This is a genomic window from Caulobacter sp. Root343 (assembly GCF_001425745.1).
GTDB lineage: Bacteria > Pseudomonadota > Alphaproteobacteria > Caulobacterales > Caulobacteraceae > Caulobacter.
Window position 1 is genome coordinate 524,162 of the sequence record NZ_LMDF01000006.1, and the last position, 19,023, is coordinate 543,184.

Consider the following 19,023-nt stretch of genomic DNA (forward strand, 5'->3'; position numbering starts at 1 on the left):
GCCGCCTCAAAGAAAAAGGCGCCGGCCTTTCAGCCGGCGCCAGTCAGCCTTTGGAGGAGATCGAAGGATTAGAAAGTGTACGAGGCGCCCAGGAAGAACTGGCGGCCGGTGGTGCTGAACACCCGCTGTGAGCGGCGCTGCTTGCCGCTCCACTGGTCGGCTTCCTGATTGGTGATGTTCAGGGCGTCGAAGGTCAGCTTCAGATTGTTGGTCAGCTTGTACGAGGCCGAGGCGTCGATGTTGGTCGTCGCATAGCTGCCGTTGGCGTCCGGCACTTCCGACTTGAAGGGCAGGGCGGTCAGGTACTCGTCGCGATAGGCCACCGACACCCGGGCCGAGAACTTGGTGTCCTCGTAGTATAGGGTGGCGTTCACCGAGTGCGGCGAGACGTTCAGGAACTGATCGTGGATCTGGGTGGCCGGGGTCGTGGCCGTACCGCTCGACAGGTAGTAGAGCACCGAGCTGTCGACATAGGTGTAGTTGACCATCGTCCCCATGTTGTCGAACGGCGCGGGCAGGAACTTGAACGGCTGCTGCCAGTTCAGCTCGATCCCGCGGATGTAGCCGCCTTGCGTGTTGCGCGAGCGGGTCACCAGGTACGGGGTGCTGGCGTCCTGGCCGGCGGGCAGCAGGCCCAGCGGCAGGCCGGTATTGCCATAGGGTTCGGTGGTGGCGATCGTCTGGATCGAGCTGGCGATCTCCTTGTCGAACACCGTGGCGCTGAGGATCACGCCCTCGCTGGGATACCATTCCAGGCTGAAGTCGTAGTTCTTGGCGCGGTACGGATCCAGGAACGGGTTGCCGATCGAGGCCGACTGGGCGCCGAAGTTGGTGTTGACCGAGCCACCCGGCGTCAGGTTGCCGAAGCTGGGGCGCGCCATCACCTTGGCCGCGGCGAAGCGGGCGACCAGGTTGGGCATCACGTCCAGGGCCAGGTTCACCGACGGCAGCCAGTCGCTGTACTTGTTGTTGACCGTGATCTGCGAGGTCAGCGAGGTGTAGCCCGTGGCGTCCAGGTCGGTCTTGACGTAGCGCACCCCGGCGTTGCCGCGCAGGCGGCGGCCGTTCAGCACGTCGGCGTCGAAGTCGACCTGCACATAGGCCGAGCTGTCCTTTTCCTCGACCTGGCGGTTGTTGCCGAGGGCCGAGTTGATGGCCAGGGTGAAGTCGCCGTACTTGTTCGAGCAGTTGCAGAGCAAACCGAGCTTGTTGATGTAGGCCGAGACGTCCGGCACCACCCAGCTGGTCACCGAATTGGCCGGCAGGTTCAGCTGCTTGCCGAAGCCCGTGATCGTCTCGCTCAGCGGGGCCGAGCCGGGGAAGTCGGCGGCGAACTGGGCGAAGTTGAACGGGATGGTGCCCGTCGCGGTGACCGCCGTCGGGCCGTTGTTGCCATAGAGGCGTTGGACCTGCTTGGTCTGGAAGTCGAACGACTTCAGCGCCACCCCGGCCTTGACCGTGAAGACGTCGTTCAGGCGGTACTTGGCGTTGGCCTCGGCCGTGGTCAGGGTGTTGAACACCGCCGCCTTGACGACGCGGATGTCGGGGGTCAGGCCGGTGCCGGCATTGGTGAAGGTGACGTTGGCCGGGTTGGCGACGTCGTAGCCGTAGTTGATGAACGGCCGGCGCGCGTCCTCGCGGGCGTCCCAGACATAGCCGGGCTTGTTGAAGCCGTCATAGGACATCAGCACGTCCCAGGGCTGCTTGAAGTCCGAACCCGAGTGGCCGAGCTTCACATTGCCGCTGAGCCGGTCGTTGAAGCGGTGCTCCAGGTTCAGGCCGATCTGGTGGGTCTTGGTGGTGGTCTGGCTCTTTTCCTCGATGTGCTTGATGTCGACATTGTTGATCTTCATGTAGTCGACCTGGCCGGTCGGCAGCACATGAACGTCCATGATCTGGGCGTCGACCCGGCCGGCGAACAGCGGGAAGGCCGCGCTGGCGCCGTTGACGTTGCGGTTCAGCGAAGCGTTCGACAGAGCGTAGTCGGTGCGGTCCTGGTCGAACTGCGAATAGACCAGGTCCAGGGTCACGTCGGTCTTGTCGGTCGGCCGCCATTGCAGGCCGCCGGTCATGCCCAGGCGCTTCTGATCCAGCTGGAAGCGCCCAAGGCCCGGATTGCGGGGCAGGAAGACGTTGGGCTGGTTGATCGCCGCGTAGGCGGTCGGATCCGACGGCAGGCCCGAGAAGCACTGGTTGGCGGGACGGTTGCCCGCGCCCGACAGCGGGTTCACGTACGGGATGGCGGTGTTGACCACCTGGCTGCCGGGCTGCGACGCGATGTCGACCGCCACGCCGCAGAAGCCGTTGTTGGCGTCCGAATAGTCCGACTGCGAGGTGTCGCTGTAGCCTTCTTCCTGTTGCTTGCGCTCGTTATAGGCCAGCGAGAACAGGGCGCCGAAATTGCCCCAGGTGTCGCTGATCAGGCCGGCGAAGCGCGGGGCCTTGGACTTGTTGTTGTCGTAATAGGCGCCCTGCAGCGAGGCGGCGGCGCGGAAGCCCTTCTTGTCGAACGGCCGGCCGGTTTGCAGGTCGACGGTCGCGGCCAGCGAGCCCTCGTCCATCTCGGCCGACTGCGATTTGCTGACGGTGACGCTGTTGAACAGCTCCGAGGCGAAGGTCGAGAAGTCGAAGCCGCGCGAGCGGTTGATGCCGGCGACCACGCCCAGGGTCGAACCGGTCGTCGCCGAATAGGCCTCGATGCCGTTCAGGGTGGTGCGGACGAAGTCGCCGCCCAGGCCGCGCACGGTGATGTTGCGGCCCTCGCCGCCGTCGCGGGTGATCGAGACGCCCGGGATGCGCTGGATCGACTCGGCCAAGTTCGCGTCCGGGAAGCTGGCCATGTCGTCGGCCTTGATGACGTCGACGATGTTGTTCGAGATGCGCTTGGTGTTGATGGCGCTGGTCAGGCTGGCCCGGAAGCCGGTGACCACCACCTCCTCGACCGCCGTGTCGTCCGGCTTGGCCGAGGCCGCCGGGGCCGCCGCCGTCTGCGCCGATGCGGCGAAGGCGGTCAGCAGGGATGCGCCCAGCGACAGCGCCAATATCGAGCATCCCGTACGCAGGACGCCATTGTTCTTGGACTGCGAGCCCATGGTTTTCCTCTCCCTGTTCGGTCACCCGTGCCGGTGGCCGTGTTGATCGATGGGGCCGCCTTGATGGCGACTCTCCGTTGGGAGGGCGGGGCTGTGATAGGCGTGGAACAGGGTAGTTCGAGCGGCCCGCTATTCTCATATATTGAGATTGTATCCCAACTTGTAGGCTACAATACGCTTCGCCACCGGTTCCGCCAGTCCCCTTCGGTGTTCAACGCGGCCATATTGCGGATATGCAACAATGCGTCCCGCATGCTGGGATGGGGCGTGCGGCTAGCGTTTCCCGCGTCCGTCCGGTGGCGGCAGTGCGGGAATCCTGAACCCTGCCGAAGAGTCAGAACGCCCCCGCCAGCTTCCGCTGACGAGGGCGTCCAAAACACTTCGACCGGCTAGGTCGAGTCGAAAGCCCGATCAATCCTCGTCCATCTTCAGCGCCGCGATGAACGCTTCCTGCGGGATCTCGACCTTGCCGAACTGGCGCATGCGCTTCTTGCCGGCCTTCTGCTTGTCCAGCAGCTTGCGCTTGCGCGAGGCGTCGCCGCCGTAGCACTTGGCCGTGACGTCCTTGCGCAGGGCGCGGACGGTTTCGCGGGCGATGATCCGGCCGCCGATCGCCGCCTGGATGGGGATGACGAACATGTGCTGCGGGATGAGCTCCTTCATCTTCTCGCACATGCCGCGGCCGCGGCTCTCGGCGCGGTCGCGGTGGACCAGCATGGAGAGGGCGTCGACGGGTTCGGCGTTGACCAGGATCGACATCTTCACGAGGTCGCCGGGGCGGTAGTCCTCGACCTGATAGTCGAAGCTGGCATAGCCCTTCGAGATCGACTTCAGGCGGTCGTAGAAGTCGAACACCACCTCGTTCAGCGGCAGGTCGTAGACCACCATGGCGCGGTTGCCGACATAGCTGAGCTCGCGCTGCATGCCGCGACGGTCCTGACACAGCTTGATCACGCCGCCGAGATAGTCGTCGGGGGTGAAGATGGTGGCCTTGATCCAGGGCTCGCTGATGCTCTCGATCTGCATCACGTCCGGCAGGTCGGCGGGGTTATGGAGCTCCATCTCCTCGCCGTTGCGCATGTGGATCTTGTAGACGACCGAGGGAGCGGTCGCGATCAGGTCGAGGTCGAACTCGCGGCTGAGGCGCTCCTGGATGATCTCCAGGTGCAGCAGGCCTAGGAAGCCGCAGCGGAAGCCGAAGCCGAGGGCGGCGCTGCTCTCCATCTCGTAGGTGAAGCTGCCGTCGTTGAGGCGCAGGCGGCCGACGGCGGCGCGCAGGTCCTCGAAGTCGGCGGCGTCGACCGGGAACAGGCCGCAGAACACCACCGGCTGGACTTCCTTGAAGCCCGGCAGGGCCTGGGCGGTCTGCTTCTTCTCGTCGGTGATGGTGTCGCCGACGGCGGCGTCGGCCACTTCCTTGATGCTGGCGGTGAAGAAGCCGACCTCGCCGGGGCCGAGCTCGGCGACGTCGGTGGCCTTGGGGGTGAACACCCCGACCTTGTCGATGCGGTGGGTGGCGCCGGTCTGCATCATCCGGACCTGCTGGCCGGCCTTCAGCGTGCCGTCGAAGATCCGCACCAGCACGACCACGCCGAGATAGGCGTCGTACCAGGCGTCGACCAGCAGGGCCTTCAGCGGCGCGTCGCGCTCGCCCTTCGGGGCGGGCAGGCGGGTGACGATGGCTTCCAGCACCTCGTGGATGCCCAGGCCCGACTTGGCGCTGGCCAGCACGGCGTCGCTGGCGTCCAGGCCGATCAGGTCCTCGATCTGGGCGCGGACGCGCTCGGGCTCGGCGGCCGGCAGGTCGATCTTGTTGAGGACCGGGACGATCTCGTGGTTGTTGTCGATGGCCGAATAGACGTTGGCCAGGGTCTGGGCTTCCACGCCTTGCGAGGCGTCGACGACCAGGATCGAGCCCTCGCACGCGGCCAGGCTGCGGCTGACCTCGTAGGCGAAGTCGACGTGGCCGGGGGTGTCCATCAGGTTGAGGATGTAGTCCTCGCCGTCGTCGGCCTTGTACTTCAGGCGCACGGTCTGGGCCTTGATGGTGATGCCGCGCTCTTTCTCGATGTCCATGTTGTCGAGCACCTGGGCGCTCATCTCGCGCGCGGTCAGGCCGCCCGTCTCCTGGATCAGGCGATCCGAGAGGGTCGATTTGCCATGGTCAATGTGTGCAACGATCGAGAAGTTGCGGATCTTGTCGAGAGGCGTCGAAGTCATGCGCGAGCGCATAGCACATTTGGCCCGCTTCGCGAGAGGCGTTGCGCCCCTCGGCCGGCCCACGCGTGCGGCGACAGGTCGCGCATGCTTAACCGCTCGTTAAGTTTGGAGCCGCAAACCGGTCTCAATGGCTTGCAACACTGTTGCAATCAATTCGATCGAGAGGCCCTGCATGGACCGTCGCAAGCTGATCCTCTCGGGGGCCGCCGCCAGTCTGAGCGCGGCAGCCACCGAGGCCCTGGCCCGCCAGCGGATCACCTCGGAACAACTGCCGCCGGCGCAGCCCATCAACGACCCGAATGCGGCTCCGCCTTCGGCCGCCCGGGACTCGTATGCGTCCTCGCCGCCGCCGCCGTCACCGACCCCCGGTTCGAACGGCCCGACTCCGGCCTATGACACCGGCCGCGCCCAGACCTATTCCGCCGACGAGATCGTCCGCGCCACATCCGACTTCCTGGGTGTGACGGCCGAGAGCGCCGGGGCGGCGATCGAGAAGGTGTTCAAGGACAAGGGTCAGCCCACCGCCTACATCGCCGGCGAAGAGGGCTCGGGCGCCTTCGTGGCCGGCCTGCGCTATGGCCGGGGCCTGCTCTACATGAAGGGCCGGCCGACGCTGGAGGTGTACTGGCAGGGCCCCTCGGTGGGCTGGGACTGGGGCGGTAACGCCAGCCGCGTCTTCACCCTCTGCTATAACCTGCAATATCCCGACGCCGTCTTCCGCCGCTTCCCGGGCGTGGAGGGGAGCGCCTATCTGGTGGGCGGCCTGGGCGTGAACTACCAGAAGGCCGACGAGATCACCCTGGCCCCGATCCGCGCCGGCGTGGGCCTGCGCCTGGGCGCCAACGTCGGCTACCTCGGCTACAGCCGCAAGCGCCGGTGGGTGCCGTTCTAGGCGGTCAGTGCTTCTCGACCCTGCCGTTCAGCCAGTCCATGACGGCCAGCAGCACGCCCGAGACCACGAACGACAGGTGCACCACCACCAGCCAGAGCAGGCGCGGCTGGTCGAGCGCCTCGTCGGGCTCGGTCAGTTTCAGGAAGGCCTTGAGCAGCGCGATCGCCGAGATCGCCACGATCGAGGCGATCAGCTTCATCTTCAGGCCCGAGAAGTCGACCGTACCCATCCAGTCGGGCCGGTCCTCGTGGCTGGCCGTATCGATCTTGGAGATGAAGTTCTCGTAGCCGGACAGGATGACGATCACGAGCAGGTTGGCGGCCAGCGATAGGTCGATCAGCGACAGGGCCAGGACGATCGCATCCTCGGCCTTCATCGACGGCACGTGCGGCAGCTCGTGGAAGAGCTCCTGGAAGAAGACCACGATCAGCGCCGCCAGGGCGATGACCAGGCCGACATAGAACGGGGCCATCAGCCAGCGCGAGGCGAACAGGCCGCGCTCCAGCCATGTCTCCAGCAGGGGTTTCTTCATCGGGGGCTCCTCAAGCGACAAGCCTAGAGGCCGCCCGTGACGAACGCCACCGCTAGCCGCCGTACTCGATCGCGTAGCGGAAGCTGCTGGTCTGGCCGGCGCCCAGCGGCACGCGCCAGGCGACCTGGCCCTGGCGGATGTCATGCTTGCGCGGCTCGGACACGACCTTGAAGGTCGGCAGGTTCGGGTTCTGGCGCAGTTCGACGGTCACCGGAATGGTCTTGGCGTTCGACAGGTCGACCTCGTAGGTCCGGCGCACGCGCCCCTTAGAAAGCTTCGTCTCCTCGATCAGGCGCGGACGGGCCAGGACGTCCATGGCCTGGCCGATGACCAGATCGACCGGTTCGCCGATCGCCACGTCGCGCACCGCCTGTTCGCCGGCGAAGGTCGGGCGGCCATCGACCGTCTCCATGGCTGACAGGGCGCCGGAGGGCAGGGGCTTGCCCAGGCCGTTGGACGTCTTGTTCTCGAGGCGCAGGGTCACCTGGGGCGCGCGGAAGGCGTTCTCTTCGTCGAGGCTGTCCCAGACGTTCAGCGCGACGACATAGAGCCGCTGAAAGGTGACGTCCTTCTGGTCGAGGAATGCCACCTGCTTGGTCTGGCGCGGGTTCAGGGTGACCGGCTCAGGCAAGGTGTAGAGCTTGTAGTCGCCCAGGTTCGACTGCTCGGCCAGCTTGGCGCGCTGGGCGGTGACGGCGATCTCTTCGACACCGCCGCGAGCCTCGGCCATGGGCGCGGCCATCATCACGGCGGGCGGCGCCGGCGGCGCGGGCGGTGGTGGCGGAGATTTGCCGATGTGCGTGGTGTCCATCGGCCAGCAGGCGCGGTTGATCGACTGGGCTCGGCCCTTGTCGACGCGCACGTACTGGCGCGAGAGCTTGCCGGCCACCGCCTGGGTCTTGGCGTCGGCGAACTGGCTGCCGCCGCTGTTGACCAGGGTCAGCCAGCCGGTGAGGTCCAGATGCTGGCCGTCCGGGTGGATGCTGGCGACGTAGTCGGCCTGCCAGTTCACCCCTAGGGCCAGGTAGGACACGGTCAGCCTCGCACGCGTGGGCGCGGGCACATCGACGACGGTCGACAGGCTGGGCTTGTCGGTCAGCCCGTCGGGAACACGGTCCAACACCAGGCGCTCGGGACCGCCGGAGCAACCCAGGGCCTCGACGCCCTCGCGGGTCTGGACCATCAGGCCGTTCGGCCCTTGGACCAGGGTGGCGTCGACCGTCTGCTGCCGGCCGGTCCTGCGATTGGTGCGCACCACCTTGATCGGCTGGCCCAGCGAGCGCTCGACCAGGGTTCCAGGGCTGAGCAGGGCGTAGTCGTAGTTGCGTTCGACCGCCTTGCCAGGCAGGCCCTCGACCGCCGCGCTCTGCGGGATCAGGCCCTCGGCGACCCCGTCGAAGCGGATCGTATGGCGGCCGGCAGGCAGGTCGACCGTGCGGGTTTCGGTGACCAGGATCAGGCCGCGCTCCTTGGCCTGCTGGCGCTGCCAGTCGTCCATCGCCTGGAACGGGCCGTCGCCGTCGCGATAGAGCGTGATGGCGACCTTCTCCGGGGCGGCGGAGGGGATCACGGCCGCGTGGGCGGGGAGGGCCGCGACGAAGGCGAGGGCGCAGATCAAGATCCTCCCCCGCCGGGGGAGGTGGCCCGGAGGGCCGGAGGAGGCAAGCTCGGAAACGGCGGGGCTACCCCCTCCGTCGCCTCCGGCGACACCTCCCCCAGAGGGGGAGGATCTGCGGCGCATCATCACCACCCCGTCTCGACCGTGAAGGTCAGCACCGTCTCGCCATTTGCCGGCACGGGCACGCTCCAGCCCAGGGTCCGCGCGTCGATGCGGCGGCTCTTCAGGCTCTCGGCCTTGACTTCGCCGTCGCGCCACAGGCCGCCCTGGCGCAGTTCCACCGTCACCGGCTGGTCCCTGGCGTTGCGCAGCAGGTAGCGCATCTCGTAGCGCGAGCGGGTCTTGGAGACCTTGGTTTCGGCGACCAGCGTCGCCTGGCTGGAGACGTCGAAGGCCTCGCCGGTCTTGATCGACAACTCCGAGCCGGCCGGGGTGTGGCCGATGGCATTCTCGCCGACGAACTTCGGATCGCCAGCCGTGTCGCGCATGTAGACCCGCATGGTCCCGGCCGGCAGCTGGCTGCCCAAGCCGGCCAAGCGGGCGTTGCTGAACTGGATGGCGACCACGGCCTTGACCGGCTCGGCGTCACTGGAGAACCAGCCCTCGCGGATTTCGTAGACCTTCTTGGCCGCCACGGCCTGGGCCGACAGGAAGCCGACCTGCTTGTTCTGGTTCGAGGCGATCGTGGTCCGCTCGGCCAGGGGATAGACATAGTAGTCGGCGATGCGCTCGCCGGTCCCGCTCTCGGTTCCTGCGCTGATCATGCCCGAGCCCCCTTGGCGGCGCGGCGGGCGGTAGCCGTTATTTTGGTTCAGCTGGTTGACGTCGCCGGCGACCAGCTGGGTCTTGGCGTTCTCGAACGGCGTGCCCGAGTTGTTGGAGAGCGTGATCCAGCCCTGCAGATCCAAGGCGTTCTTGGCCTCGTCGAACAGGGCCACATAGTCGGCCTTCCACGACAGGCCCGAGGTCAGGTAGCTCAGCTTGGCCTGGCGCGGACCGGCGCTGGCGGCGTCGACGCTGACCGACAGGGTCGGGCGGGCGCGCAGGGTCTCGGGGACCTTGTCGAAGATCACCCGGGTCGGGACGCCGTCGTCGCGCAGCACCTCGATGCGGTCGCCGATCTTCAGCACCACGCCCTCGTTGGCGGCCAGCACCGTGGCCACCTCGGTGGTCTCCTTGCCGTCGCCGGGATTGGTGCGGACGATCCTGACCTGCTGGCCGACCGCCTTCTCCATCAGCTTGTCCGGCGTCAGCAGGTCGTAGTCGAAGTTCTGCTCCAGGATGGTCACGCCCGGCGCCGACAGGCTGACGGTCTCGGGGCGGATGGCGGCCGAGACGTCCTTGAACTCCAGCCTCTGGCGGCCGGCCTTCAGGTCCAGCGACCGCGCGTCCTCGACCAGCGCCAGGTCGGAATTGTAGATGGTGACCGAGACCTCGCGTTCTTGCGCGTGGGCCGCGTGGAGCGGAGCCAGCAACAGGCCGGCCGTGGCCAGCAGCGCCCGACGGTTCATCGACGTCCTCCCGTGTATTTACAGAAGTAAGCTACACGGGATTGGGGCGGAGTCGAGGCGGTTGAGCTTCGCAAGAAATGGTTGAGCCCCAGCAGCGTGGCCGCTGAGGCTCAAGCTTTAAAGCTACAGCCCTATAAGGGCTCCCCAAGGAAGATCGGTTCAATCTCAAAGGCTGCGAAGCCCCGATTTATGGTACCCGCTTCTTGGTTCTCAATCCGACGTCGCGCTACTTCCTCAGATACTTCGCGGAAATACAGCAAGGCGACTTTGGTAGCTGCATCGCGCAGTGTGCGATGAATCCCCCAGGCGGTGATATCCACGGTCCAAAAGTGAAGATTGGGATCGAAGTTCTGCATAGTCGGCCGCCTCCTTATTGCGGCTCGACCATTGTAAAGTCGTGATGGAGGACCTCAGGGCGGCGCTATTTTGCCCTTTTCACCCGCCCCAAACCTGCTTCAGCGTCGCGTCGCGCCCGCAGCCGGTGCGGTAGGCGGCGTAGTCCAGGGCGTGCCGCTTGGCGTAGTCGCGGTGGTATTCCTCGGCGGGATAGAAGGTCTTCAGGTCCAGGATCTGGGCCTTCATCGTGCCGGACTTCAGGCGCTTGGCGGCCTCGGCGCGGGACTTCTCGGCGATCGGGCGCTGGGCGGGGGTGACGAAGACGGCGGGACGGTACGACGGGCCGCGGTCGCAGAACTGGCCGCCGTCGTCGGTGGGATCGACCAGCTTCCAATAGCGATACAGCAGGAAGCCGTAGTCCAGCTTGGCCGGATCATAGGTGACGCGCACCGACTCGTAATGGCCGCTCTGTTCGCTGGTGACGTCGCGATAGGTCGGGTTCTTGACGTGGCCGCCAGTGTAGCCGCTCTCGACCTTCAGGACGCCCGGCACGCCCTGCATGTCGTGCTCCATGCACCAGAAGCAGCCGCCGGCGAACACGGCGGTCTCGGTCTTGGCCGGCTTGGGCGGCGTCGCGGCGAAGGCGTTGGTCAGGCCGAACAGGGCCAGGGTCGCGGCGAGGGTGACGAGGAGGCGGCGCATCGGAGGCTCTTTCACGCGGGGTGTCATCCTAGATACGCACGAAAACGCGTGGAAGTTACGCCCGCCAACCGAAACCGACGCCGCGCACCGAGGGACAGGCCGCGAGGCGCAAGGCCAGCACCTCGGCCCGGGCGTCGCCCTGGTCGTCGATCTCGAGCCTAATGGCCAGATGCTGGCCCTCGGGAGCGGCGGACAGGGCGCGCAGACGAGTCTGCTGCACCGACGCCACGCCCAGGACCCGCATCAGGGCGTCGGGCGTGTCGTCGGCGGTGACGAGGAAGAGGCGGCGTTTCTCGTCGTCGGGTTTCACGGGCGCACCCACTGGTGCTCGACGCTAGCCGAGCTGACGCCGGGCCAGGCGGCGAGGTCGCGAGCCAGCAGGCGAGCGGCCTGGTCGCCCAGGTGACGGACGCGCAAAGACGCTTCGACGATCTGGCCGACCGGCTTCAGGGTCAGGCCGCACAGCTCGGCGCCGCTGTCGGCCAGACCTTGGCGGACGGCGTCCAGAGCGCTGGGCGCGTCCTGGGCGGCCAGCAGCAGCTGGTGAACGGTGACGCCGTCGGAGTCACTGTGGAAACTTGGTGGAGAGGGCAGGTAGCTCATCGGGGTTGGTCCTGTGCATGAGAGGCTTGGAGGACCGAGGAACCGCGCAACAAAAAACCCCGCTCGTGGGAGCGGGGCTTTTTGGAGATCTTGCGATCCTTCGGCTGTGGTGAGGGTAGGGTTCCTACCGCTGCTTGCGCCGATTTTGCCCCGTCCGAATGGGAACGGTTTTAATCTGGTTGTTAATCATGTTCCACATCGCCACCGCGCACGACATCGCGACGCCAGCGGTGAGGCCGGTCGCGATAAAGGCGGTAAAGGCGAAGTGCGATTGCATGTGGAAGCGATGAATCCAGTTAGCGCTTGTTACAGGTAGCGTGACGTTCGCCATCGCGCAAGGTCCTGCCTGTTCGAGGGGCGATCGGTCGCGGGGATGGGCAGGATTTGGTGATCATCGGACGAACTGATCGGAAACTGAGCAATTGGTCGTTCCTTGTCCCATGCGGGAGTGGGCCGCCCGTCATCTTCCGATGACGTCTTCTCTCGTGAGAGCAGACGGGACGCTGGTGTCTTCTGACATTTCACACTACCTATCAGCGACCGCCGCTCACGGACTCCCCATGGCCTCGCCGTCGCTGAAATCGCCCGCCGCTCGCACCCTGGTGCTGGACGTCGCCAATTCCTCCGGGCTGGAGGACTGGTCGCCGGACCTGCAGAAGACCAAGGTCTATGAGCGCATCCTTCTGGACCTGATCCTGGGCGAACTGTCGGCCGGGGCCCGCCTGGATGAGCAGTCGCTGGCCGCGCGCTACGATACGGGTCTAGCCGGGGTGCGCGACGCCCTGGGGCGCCTGGCGCTGGAAGGCCTGGTCGTCCGCCGCGCCCGCTCTGGCACCACCGTCGCGCCGCTGGACTTGGTCGAGCTGCGCCAGGGCTATGAGGCCCGGGTGCTGATCGAACCGCACTGCGCGTCGCTGGCCGCCAAGAACGCCTCCAAGGCCGAGGCCCAGGCCATGTATGACGTGTTCGCGGACGGCGAGGCGGCCGCGCGGACCTGCGACCTGCCGGCGCTCGTGGCCATGGACCTGCGCTTCCACGCCGCCGTGGCCCGCGCCTCGGGAAACCTGGCTCTAGCCCGGATCCTGATCCCGCTGCAGCACAAGGCCGCCCGGTTCTGGGTGTTCTCGTTCAACGGCGCCACCGAGCAGGAGTTGCTGGAGGAGATCGAGGAGCACCGTCAGGTGGCGCGGGTGATCGGCGGCCGCGATCCCGACGCCTCGCGCCAGGCCATGCTGAAGATCCTGAACGTTCAGCCCGAAGCCCAGACCCGACCGCACGTCGGGGCCGCCTGACCTCTAGGTAAGCTGCGACTTTCCCGCCACAGCGCCTTCGCAATCATAACTGAAATGTCAGGAGGCATTTTGACGGACGCTAGGTCATCCCCAGATATCGGAACCTAGACCGCCGGGCCTCCCCGCCCGGCGGCGTGAAGGTTCGACCCGCGATGCCGCCCAGAAACGTCCTGCTCTCCGCCAGCGTCCTGGCGCTTTCGAGCCTGAGCTCGATCGCCGCCCATGCCGACGCAATAGCGGCCCAGCCCCAGGTTGCCGATCAGGTCGACGCGGTGGTCATCGTGGCGCGGGACAAGGCGGGTCTGTTGGAAAAGCAGCCGAGCCAAACCGTGTTCGGCCTCGCCAAGCCCCTGATCGAGACGCCGCGATCGGCCAGCCTGGTCAGCGACGTGACCTTGGAGCGCTACGGCGTGCTGACCCTGGACGGCGTCACCAAGGTCTCGCCCGGAACCCACACGGCCAGCTTCTACGGCGTGCCCGGCGCGCTCAACATCCGAGGCACCCTGGCCGAGAACTATTTCCGCGGCTTCAAGCGGGTCGAGAACCGCGGCACCTATTCGACCCCGATCGGCGGCGCGGCGCGGATCGAGATCCTGCGCGGCCCGCCGACCCCGGTCTATGGCGCCGGCAAGGTCGGCGGCCTGGTCAACTTCATTCCCAAGTCGGCCCGCGACGAAGGCCGCTTCCTGGCCGCGCCGGAAGGGGAGGTGACGGCCACCTTCGGCAGCTACAACAAGAAGCTGGTCACCGGCCAGTTCGGCGCCCCCGTGACCCTGGGCAAGGCCGAGGGGGGTGTCTGGGTCTATGGCGAGGCCGAGGACAGCCACAGCTACTACAAGGGCATCTATCCGCGTCACCAGACGCTGGAGCTGTCGTCCGACTTCGATCTCGGGAATGGCTGGAGCACGGCCTTCGGCGGCATGGTGTTCCATTCGACGGGCGACGTGCAGACGCCGGGCTGGAACCGCCTGACCCAGGACCTGATCGACAACCGCGCCTACATCACCGGCCGCGATACGACGCTGAAAGACACGGACGGCAACGGCAAGCTGACGCCCAACGAGGTCGGCTTCTATCCCTATGCCAGCGCGCTCTACATCCCATACTACGGCTTCCCGAGCAGCGACGCGGCCCACGCGCTGGACACCGGCGTCGGCACGACCAGGCTCGACCGCCGCACGGTCTATATCAGCCCGGCCGACTTCTCGCGGACCAACACCCAGACCCTCTATTTCGACCTGGCCCAGGACCTGGGCGGCGACCGGTCGCTGAAGCTGCAGCTGTTCCATGATCGCCAGGACAACAGGCGCTTCGTCTCGTACGGCTATCCGTCTGCGACGAACGCCAAGGTCAGCGAGGTCCGCCTGACCTACGCCTTCCCAACTGAGCTCGGCGGCGTCCACGCCCGCACCCTGACCGGAGCCTCGCACCGCTGGTACGAGGGCCGCCGCCGCGAGAGCTTCAACAGCGGCCTGATCGCCCTGGACCGCCGCGACATCAGCTTCGGCGCCACGCCCACCGACACCATCGACAGCCCGTTCGACGACGAGCCGGGCGGGATCGGCCTGCGGTGGGAGAACGACAACCGCTCGACCTGGAAGCAGACGGGCGTCTTCGTCACCTCCGACATCGAGGCCGGCCGCTTCAACCTGGTGCTGGGCGGGCGCTGGGACCACTATAGCGTCGAGAGCCAGGACACCGGCTTCCTCAGCTATGTCGTTGCGGGTCGCCAGGCGGACGACCGGAACAAGGCCACCTACAGCGCCAGCCTGACCTACAAGCTGCCGGTCGGCCTGATGCCCTATGTCAGCTACGCCAAGGCCGCCGCGCTCGAGATGAGCCAGGCCGGCGATGTCGCCCCGAACCTGGTGGCCGACGGCTCGTGGCTATCCAGCTCCGACCTGACCGAGGCGGGCGTCAAGTTCCAGCTGCTGCGCGGGACCCTGATCGGCTCGTTGGCCGCCTACCGCCAGAACCGCACCCAGATCGCCGGGGCCATCTCGCCGCCGACCGTGCAGGGCACGCGCGCCAAGGGCGTCGAGCTGGAAGTCCGTTGGCTGGCCTCCGAGCGCCTGTCGTTCACCTTCGCCGGCAACAGCCAACGCACGACGGTGAAGGGGCCGGACACGTCATTCCAGTACATCCCCGCCTACACCGCCGGCGTCCCAGGCGCGCAAGCCTATGGCGGCTCGTACGTGGTGTGGAGCTTCGCCGGCCTGCCAGGGCGAAGCGGCGACTACGCCTACACCCTGATCCCCAAGTCGGTGGTCAGCCTGTACGGGACCTATACCAGCAAGGGCTATGACTGGGGGCAGGCGGGCGCGACCGTCGGGGTCAGCCACGTCAGCCATACGGCCGGCACCGTGCAGGACGCGGTGCGCTATCCCGCCTACGCCCTGGTCAATGCCTCGGCTTTCGTGAACCGTGGGCCGTACACCCTGTCGGTCAACATCGATAACCTGTTCGACAAGTTCTATTTCACCCCAGACGCCGACACCTACGCCAACCTCGGCGCCTTGCCGGGCAAGGGCCGCGAGTGGCGTGCCACCCTGAAGCGGACGTTCTGATCGTGACCACGACTTCCGAAGACCGCTTCCGTCCTTGGCTGCTGCTGGCCGGGTTCAGCCTGCTGCTGTTCCTGATCACCGCCTCGACCTACGGCTCGCTGGGCGTCGTCTTGCCGGCGATGATCGGTGAGTTGAAATGGAGCTTCGAGAAGGCGTTTCTGGGCTTTTCGGTGCTGGGCGTGTTCACCGGCGCCTCGTCGTGGCTGCCGGCGATCCTGATCCGCCGGATCGGCGTGCGCGGGACCTTGCTGCTGGGCGCGGCGGTGCTGGCCGGCGGTTTCCTGGGGCTGGCCAATTCGGAGAGCCTGCTCAGCTACTACGCCGGCGCGGCCGCGTGCGGAGTCGGCTTCCAGATGGCCGCCCTGATCCCCGGCACTCACGTTCTGTCGTCGCTGTTCCGCAAGCGGGCCCTGCCGTTCGGCATCTATTTCACCTTCGGCTCGCTGGGCGGCGCGGCCGGGCCGTGGATGGCCCTGAGCCTGATGGGCGCCAGCCATGACGACTGGCGGCTCTACTGGATCGTCCAGGCGGTGCTGGCGGCGGCGGTGGGCGTGATCTGCGCCCTGATGGTCGGGGGCGCCAAGTGGCTGGCGGCGGCCGCGCACGAGGTCGATCTCAAGGTAGAGGCGGAGGCCCGTCAGGCCCCCGCCGACGCCCGCGTCTATCGCACGGCCCACGAGTGGACGGTGAAGCAGGCGCTGCGCACGCCGCAGTTCTACATCCTGGTCGCGGCCTATTTCAGCCACCTGCTGGTCGGCGTCACCGTGGCCAGCGTCTCGGTCACCCACCTGACCGAGCTTGGCGTCGCGGCCGGTGTGGCGGCGGTGGCGGCGGGCGCTCTCGCGGCCAAGATGCTGAGCCTGGAATCGCTGATGCAGACCCTGGCCCGCCTGGCCGGCGGCGCGCTGGGCGACCGGATCGACCCGCGCTGGCTGCTGGTCTTCGCGCAAGGGATGCTGGTCGCCGGCCTGCTGGCCCTGGCCCACGCCGCCACGCCGGCCCTGATGCTGCTCTACGCCCTCGGCACGGGCGTCGGCTTCGGCCTCACCGTGCTGGCGGTGACCGTGCTGTTGCTGAACTATTACGGCCGCCAGAGCAATCTGGAGCTGTTCTCGCTGACCTGCCTGGTCGGGGCCGTCTCGGCGGCGGGGCCGTTCATCGCCGGGGCCATGCGCGACCGGCTGGGCAGCTTCGCCCCGACCTTCCAGCTGTTCGCGGCGGTGACGGCGGTGGTGTTCGTCGCGGTGATGGCCATGCGGCCGCCCCGAGCGCCGCAGCCTTAGGAAACCGACCAAAGAAAAAGCCGCCCCGGTCCCCCGGGGCGGCTTCGTCATTTTTCGGACTAAGCGGAGAGGCTTAGAACGCGGCCTTCAGGCTGACAGCGATGCGGCTGTCATAGATCTTGCCGAAGTTGTGTTCGTCGGTGTCGTGGTAGCGCAGGTCGGCCGACAGCTTGTCGGTCAGAGCGTAGCTGACGCCGAGGTTCCAGGTGTTGTAGTTGCCGTAGTTCTCGATGGCTTGGTGGCCGACGGCGCCCGACAGGGTCAGCTTCGGCGCGATCGGGAGCGCGGCGTTGGCTTCGACGTAGGTGGCGTTGCCGCCCTTGCCCGGGAATTCCGGCGAGTAGTACACGGCGGCGCCCAGGGTGGCCGGGCCGAAGGCGTGCGAAGCGGCGGCCTTCAGTTCGACGTAGCTGTACGAACCGGGGGTCAGGCCCTTGTCTTCCAGGTAGCCGTAATAGACGACGCCCAGGTCCAGGTTGGTGTCGCCGATGGTCGGCTTCACGCCAGCGTACAGGTCGATTTCGGCGGTCGGGTCATCGGCGCCGAAGTCGACGTTCGAGGCCCAGACGCCCGCGTAGCCGATGCCGTAGCCGGCATCGATGCCGCCGAACACTTGCGGATCTTCTTGGGTTTGGCTGACGCCGCGGAACACGTAGTCGCTGGCGACGCCCAGGTTGTAGGAGAGCTTCAGCTCTTCGGCCATCGCGGCGCCGCTCAGCGCGACGGTGGCGGCGGCCGCGGCCAGCGCGATTTTCATGGCTTTCATAGTTCTATCCCCTTTTTCTGTGTCGTCTCTCGGGTTGGTTCCCAAGCGCCGACGGCGCCTGCAAGCGCGTTTGCGTCCCCGTTGGATTAGTCGGCGACCCGCCCTTAGTTGCAATCAGGGGACTCGGAACGCCAGCGAGAAGGGCGCCTGTGGCTCAAAGTTTGAGCGCACTGTGACGATTTTGCTTCAGATCATGCGCATATCGGCAACAGGCGCCGGAAAAGCGAATGCCGCTCGCCTGTGATATTTACCGCATCGAAAGACTCGCGCCGCCCAGGTGCAGGCCAGCGTCGACCAGCAGGGTCTCGCCGGTCACATGACGCGAGGCGGGCGAGGCCAGGAAGACCGCGGCCCCGGCGATGTCCTCGGCGTTCGAAGCGACCTTCAGCGGCGTGGCGGCCGCCGCGCCGGCCCGAAGCCGATCGACGCGCTCGGCGTCCATGGCCTTGCCGAACCAGGGCGTGTCGATGAAGCCGGGACAGATGGCGTTGACGCGGATACGCGGCGCCAGCGCTCTGGCCAGCGACAGGGTCATGGTGGTCATCGCGCCCTTCGAGGCGGCATAGGGCACCGACGAGCCGTTGCCGACCACGCCGGCGATCGAGGCTGTGTTGACGACGGCTCCCGGGGCGGGAGCGGCCTCCAGCAGCGAGCGGGCGGCGCGCACCATCTGGAAGGCGCCGACCACATTGACCGAATAGAGCCGCAGGAAGTCCTCGGCGTTCACCGCGTCGAGGTCGGCGTGGTCGGGGGCGAACTTGGTGACGCCGGCGTTGTTGAACAGGGCGTCGATCCGGCCCGTGGCGTCGGCGGCCGCCGCGATCCTGCGGCAGTCCTCGTCGGTGGCGACGTCACCCTGGACCAGGGCGGCCCTGGCCCCCTCGGCCTGGACCAGGCGGGCGGTCTCCTCGGCCTCCTCGGCGCTGCGGGCGAAGTTGACGATGACGAGGCCCGCGCCCCGCCGGGCGGTTTCCACCGCGATCGCGCGGCCCAGACCCGTGGAGGCGCCCGTGACCACCACCGTGAATCCGTCGAAGTCCCGTCCCGACATCGTTCTCTCCCAGCCACGCGGCAAACACTTGTTCGCGACGTTGTAGCCGGGGCCAAGCGGCTTGTCTCGCCGCGCCGGGAAGCCTAAATCGCGGCGATGACCGATCTGAATGTCACCCAGCTGGGCCGCGTCGTCGACGCGCCTGAGAACCCCGAGGCCGCCGTCCTCGAGCGCGTGCCCAATCCGCAGAGCGACGTGCTGTATCTGGCCCGCTTCGTCGCGCCGGAGTTCACCTCGCTGTGTCCGGTGACCGGACAGCCGGACTTCGCCCACCTGGTGATCGACTACGCGCCGGGCGACTGGCTGATCGAGAGCAAGTCGCTGAAGCTTTATCTGACCAGCTTCCGCAACCACGGCTCATTTCACGAGGATTGCACGGTCAAGGTCGGCCGCAAGATCGTCGAGATCGCCCAGCCGCGCTGGCTGCGCATCGGCGGCTACTGGTATCCGCGCGGCGGCATCCCGATCGACGTGTTCTGGCAGACCGGCCCCGCGCCCGAGGGGCTGTGGGTCCCCGACCAGGGCGTCGCCCCGTATCGCGGCCGCGGCTGAAGACGG

17 protein-coding genes are annotated in these 19,023 nt (G+C 67.0%); 5 read left to right on the forward strand and 12 right to left on the reverse strand.

All coding sequences use genetic code 11. The annotated features are described in order from the left end of the window. Positions 1 to 68: 68 nt before the first annotated feature. Positions 69 to 3,092 (reverse strand): TonB-dependent receptor, encoded by a 3,024-nt coding sequence (locus ASC70_RS09965; RefSeq protein ID WP_056049546.1) that lies wholly within the window; start codon positions 3,090 to 3,092, stop codon positions 69 to 71. A gap of 411 nt (positions 3,093 to 3,503) precedes the next feature. Next, complete coding sequence (gene lepA, locus ASC70_RS09970) at positions 3,504 to 5,312, reverse strand: translation elongation factor 4 (protein WP_056050574.1); 1,809 nt, start codon at positions 5,310 to 5,312, stop codon at positions 3,504 to 3,506. 172 nt (positions 5,313 to 5,484) lie between these two features. Between lepA and ASC70_RS09975 the strand changes: the two genes are divergently transcribed. Continuing rightward, the gene (locus ASC70_RS09975; RefSeq protein WP_056049548.1) at positions 5,485 to 6,204 is read left to right on the forward strand and encodes a DUF1134 domain-containing protein; all 720 of its coding nucleotides are present in this window, start codon (positions 5,485 to 5,487) and stop codon (positions 6,202 to 6,204) included. A gap of 4 nt (positions 6,205 to 6,208) precedes the next feature. Here ASC70_RS09975 and ASC70_RS09980 read toward each other — a convergent pair whose 3' ends face one another. The 8 genes from ASC70_RS09980 to ASC70_RS24925 form a co-directional block, all read right to left on the reverse strand. Beyond that, positions 6,209 to 6,736, reverse strand: a complete 528-nt coding sequence (locus ASC70_RS09980; protein WP_056049551.1) for a TIGR00645 family protein — start codon at positions 6,734 to 6,736, stop codon at positions 6,209 to 6,211. A gap of 52 nt (positions 6,737 to 6,788) precedes the next feature. After that, positions 6,789 to 8,480, reverse strand: coding sequence for a DUF4139 domain-containing protein (locus tag ASC70_RS09985; protein ID WP_056049554.1), 1,692 nt, complete (start codon positions 8,478 to 8,480; stop codon positions 6,789 to 6,791). Next, a complete protein-coding gene (locus ASC70_RS09990; RefSeq protein ID WP_056049556.1) occupies positions 8,480 to 9,865 on the reverse strand; it encodes a DUF4139 domain-containing protein in 1,386 nt (461 codons plus the stop codon). The genes ASC70_RS09985 and ASC70_RS09990 overlap by 1 nt, the downstream gene beginning before the upstream one ends. A gap of 131 nt (positions 9,866 to 9,996) precedes the next feature. Continuing rightward, positions 9,997 to 10,221 carry a hypothetical protein gene (locus ASC70_RS24920; RefSeq protein WP_156396176.1) on the reverse strand — a complete coding sequence of 75 codons (225 nt, stop codon included), beginning with the start codon at positions 10,219 to 10,221 and terminating at the stop codon, positions 9,997 to 9,999. Positions 10,222 to 10,300: 79 nt separating this feature from the next. Continuing rightward, positions 10,301 to 10,903, reverse strand: coding sequence for a peptide-methionine (S)-S-oxide reductase MsrA (gene msrA, locus ASC70_RS09995; RefSeq protein WP_056049561.1), 603 nt, complete (start codon positions 10,901 to 10,903; stop codon positions 10,301 to 10,303). 55 nt (positions 10,904 to 10,958) lie between these two features. Further along, entirely contained in the window at positions 10,959 to 11,225 is a 267-nt protein-coding gene (locus ASC70_RS10000; RefSeq protein WP_056049565.1) for a hypothetical protein, read from the reverse strand. Beyond that, positions 11,210 to 11,506: a hypothetical protein gene (locus tag ASC70_RS10005; RefSeq protein ID WP_047409632.1), complete on the reverse strand. Its 297-nt coding sequence runs from the start codon at positions 11,504 to 11,506 to the stop codon at positions 11,210 to 11,212. Before ASC70_RS10005 ends, ASC70_RS10000 begins: the two co-directional genes overlap by 16 nt. 124 nt (positions 11,507 to 11,630) lie before the next feature. Continuing rightward, a complete protein-coding gene (locus ASC70_RS24925) occupies positions 11,631 to 11,783 on the reverse strand; it encodes a hypothetical protein (protein WP_156396198.1) in 153 nt (50 codons plus the stop codon). A 283-nt stretch (positions 11,784 to 12,066) separates the two neighbouring features. Here ASC70_RS24925 and ASC70_RS10015 point away from each other — a divergent pair, with 283 nt between their 5' ends. The 3 genes from ASC70_RS10015 to ASC70_RS10025 all read left to right on the forward strand — a co-directional run bounded on the left by ASC70_RS10015 (position 12,067) and on the right by ASC70_RS10025 (position 16,648). Next, on the forward strand, positions 12,067 to 12,798 hold the full coding sequence (locus ASC70_RS10015; protein WP_056049567.1) for a GntR family transcriptional regulator: 732 nt from the start codon (positions 12,067 to 12,069) through the stop codon (positions 12,796 to 12,798). Positions 12,799 to 12,950: 152 nt separating this feature from the next. Continuing rightward, on the forward strand, positions 12,951 to 15,365 hold the full coding sequence (locus ASC70_RS10020; protein WP_369815078.1) for a TonB-dependent siderophore receptor: 2,415 nt from the start codon (positions 12,951 to 12,953) through the stop codon (positions 15,363 to 15,365). 2 nt (positions 15,366 to 15,367) lie between these two features. Next, positions 15,368 to 16,648 carry a CynX/NimT family MFS transporter gene (locus tag ASC70_RS10025; protein ID WP_056049572.1) on the forward strand — a complete coding sequence of 427 codons (1,281 nt, stop codon included), beginning with the start codon at positions 15,368 to 15,370 and terminating at the stop codon, positions 16,646 to 16,648. A 73-nt stretch (positions 16,649 to 16,721) separates the two neighbouring features. Here ASC70_RS10025 and ASC70_RS10030 read toward each other — a convergent pair whose 3' ends face one another. Both ASC70_RS10030 and ASC70_RS10035 read right to left on the reverse strand, forming a co-directional pair. Next, on the reverse strand, positions 16,722 to 17,414 hold the full coding sequence (locus ASC70_RS10030; RefSeq protein WP_056049575.1) for a TorF family putative porin: 693 nt from the start codon (positions 17,412 to 17,414) through the stop codon (positions 16,722 to 16,724). Between the two features lie 247 nt (positions 17,415 to 17,661). Next, positions 17,662 to 18,465, reverse strand: a complete 804-nt coding sequence (locus ASC70_RS10035) for an SDR family NAD(P)-dependent oxidoreductase (protein ID WP_056049578.1) — start codon at positions 18,463 to 18,465, stop codon at positions 17,662 to 17,664. A gap of 96 nt (positions 18,466 to 18,561) precedes the next feature. On the opposite strand from ASC70_RS10035, the gene queF reads away from it, so the two are divergent. Then, entirely contained in the window at positions 18,562 to 19,017 is a 456-nt protein-coding gene (queF, locus tag ASC70_RS10040) for a preQ(1) synthase (RefSeq protein WP_056049582.1), read from the forward strand. Positions 19,018 to 19,023 lie beyond the last annotated feature (6 nt).

Bases quoted from the DNA above. Each gene is read 5' to 3' on its own strand.
- lepA (WP_056050574.1), bottom strand. From the start codon at position 5,312: ATGACTTCGACGCCTCTCGACAAGATCCGCAACTTCTCGATCGTTGCA.
- msrA (WP_056049561.1), bottom strand. From the start codon at position 10,903: ATGCGCCGCCTCCTCGTCACCCTCGCCGCGACCCTGGCCCTGTTCGGC.
- ASC70_RS10005 (WP_047409632.1), bottom strand. From the start codon at position 11,506: ATGAGCTACCTGCCCTCTCCACCAAGTTTCCACAGTGACTCCGACGGC.
- ASC70_RS10035 (WP_056049578.1), bottom strand. From the start codon at position 18,465: ATGTCGGGACGGGACTTCGACGGATTCACGGTGGTGGTCACGGGCGCC.
- ASC70_RS24920 (WP_156396176.1), bottom strand. From the start codon at position 10,221: ATGCAGAACTTCGATCCCAATCTTCACTTTTGGACCGTGGATATCACC.
- ASC70_RS10030 (WP_056049575.1), bottom strand. From the start codon at position 17,414: ATGAAAGCCATGAAAATCGCGCTGGCCGCGGCCGCCGCCACCGTCGCG.
- ASC70_RS09985 (WP_056049554.1), bottom strand. From the start codon at position 8,480: ATGATGCGCCGCAGATCCTCCCCCTCTGGGGGAGGTGTCGCCGGAGGC.
- queF (WP_056049582.1), top strand. From the start codon at position 18,562: ATGACCGATCTGAATGTCACCCAGCTGGGCCGCGTCGTCGACGCGCCT.
- ASC70_RS09980 (WP_056049551.1), bottom strand. From the start codon at position 6,736: ATGAAGAAACCCCTGCTGGAGACATGGCTGGAGCGCGGCCTGTTCGCC.
- ASC70_RS10015 (WP_056049567.1), top strand. From the start codon at position 12,067: ATGGCCTCGCCGTCGCTGAAATCGCCCGCCGCTCGCACCCTGGTGCTG.
- ASC70_RS09965 (WP_056049546.1), bottom strand. From the start codon at position 3,092: ATGGGCTCGCAGTCCAAGAACAATGGCGTCCTGCGTACGGGATGCTCG.
- ASC70_RS09990 (WP_056049556.1), bottom strand. From the start codon at position 9,865: ATGAACCGTCGGGCGCTGCTGGCCACGGCCGGCCTGTTGCTGGCTCCG.
- ASC70_RS10020 (WP_369815078.1), top strand. From the start codon at position 12,951: ATGCCGCCCAGAAACGTCCTGCTCTCCGCCAGCGTCCTGGCGCTTTCG.
- ASC70_RS09975 (WP_056049548.1), top strand. From the start codon at position 5,485: ATGGACCGTCGCAAGCTGATCCTCTCGGGGGCCGCCGCCAGTCTGAGC.
- ASC70_RS24925 (WP_156396198.1), bottom strand. From the start codon at position 11,783: ATGCAATCGCACTTCGCCTTTACCGCCTTTATCGCGACCGGCCTCACC.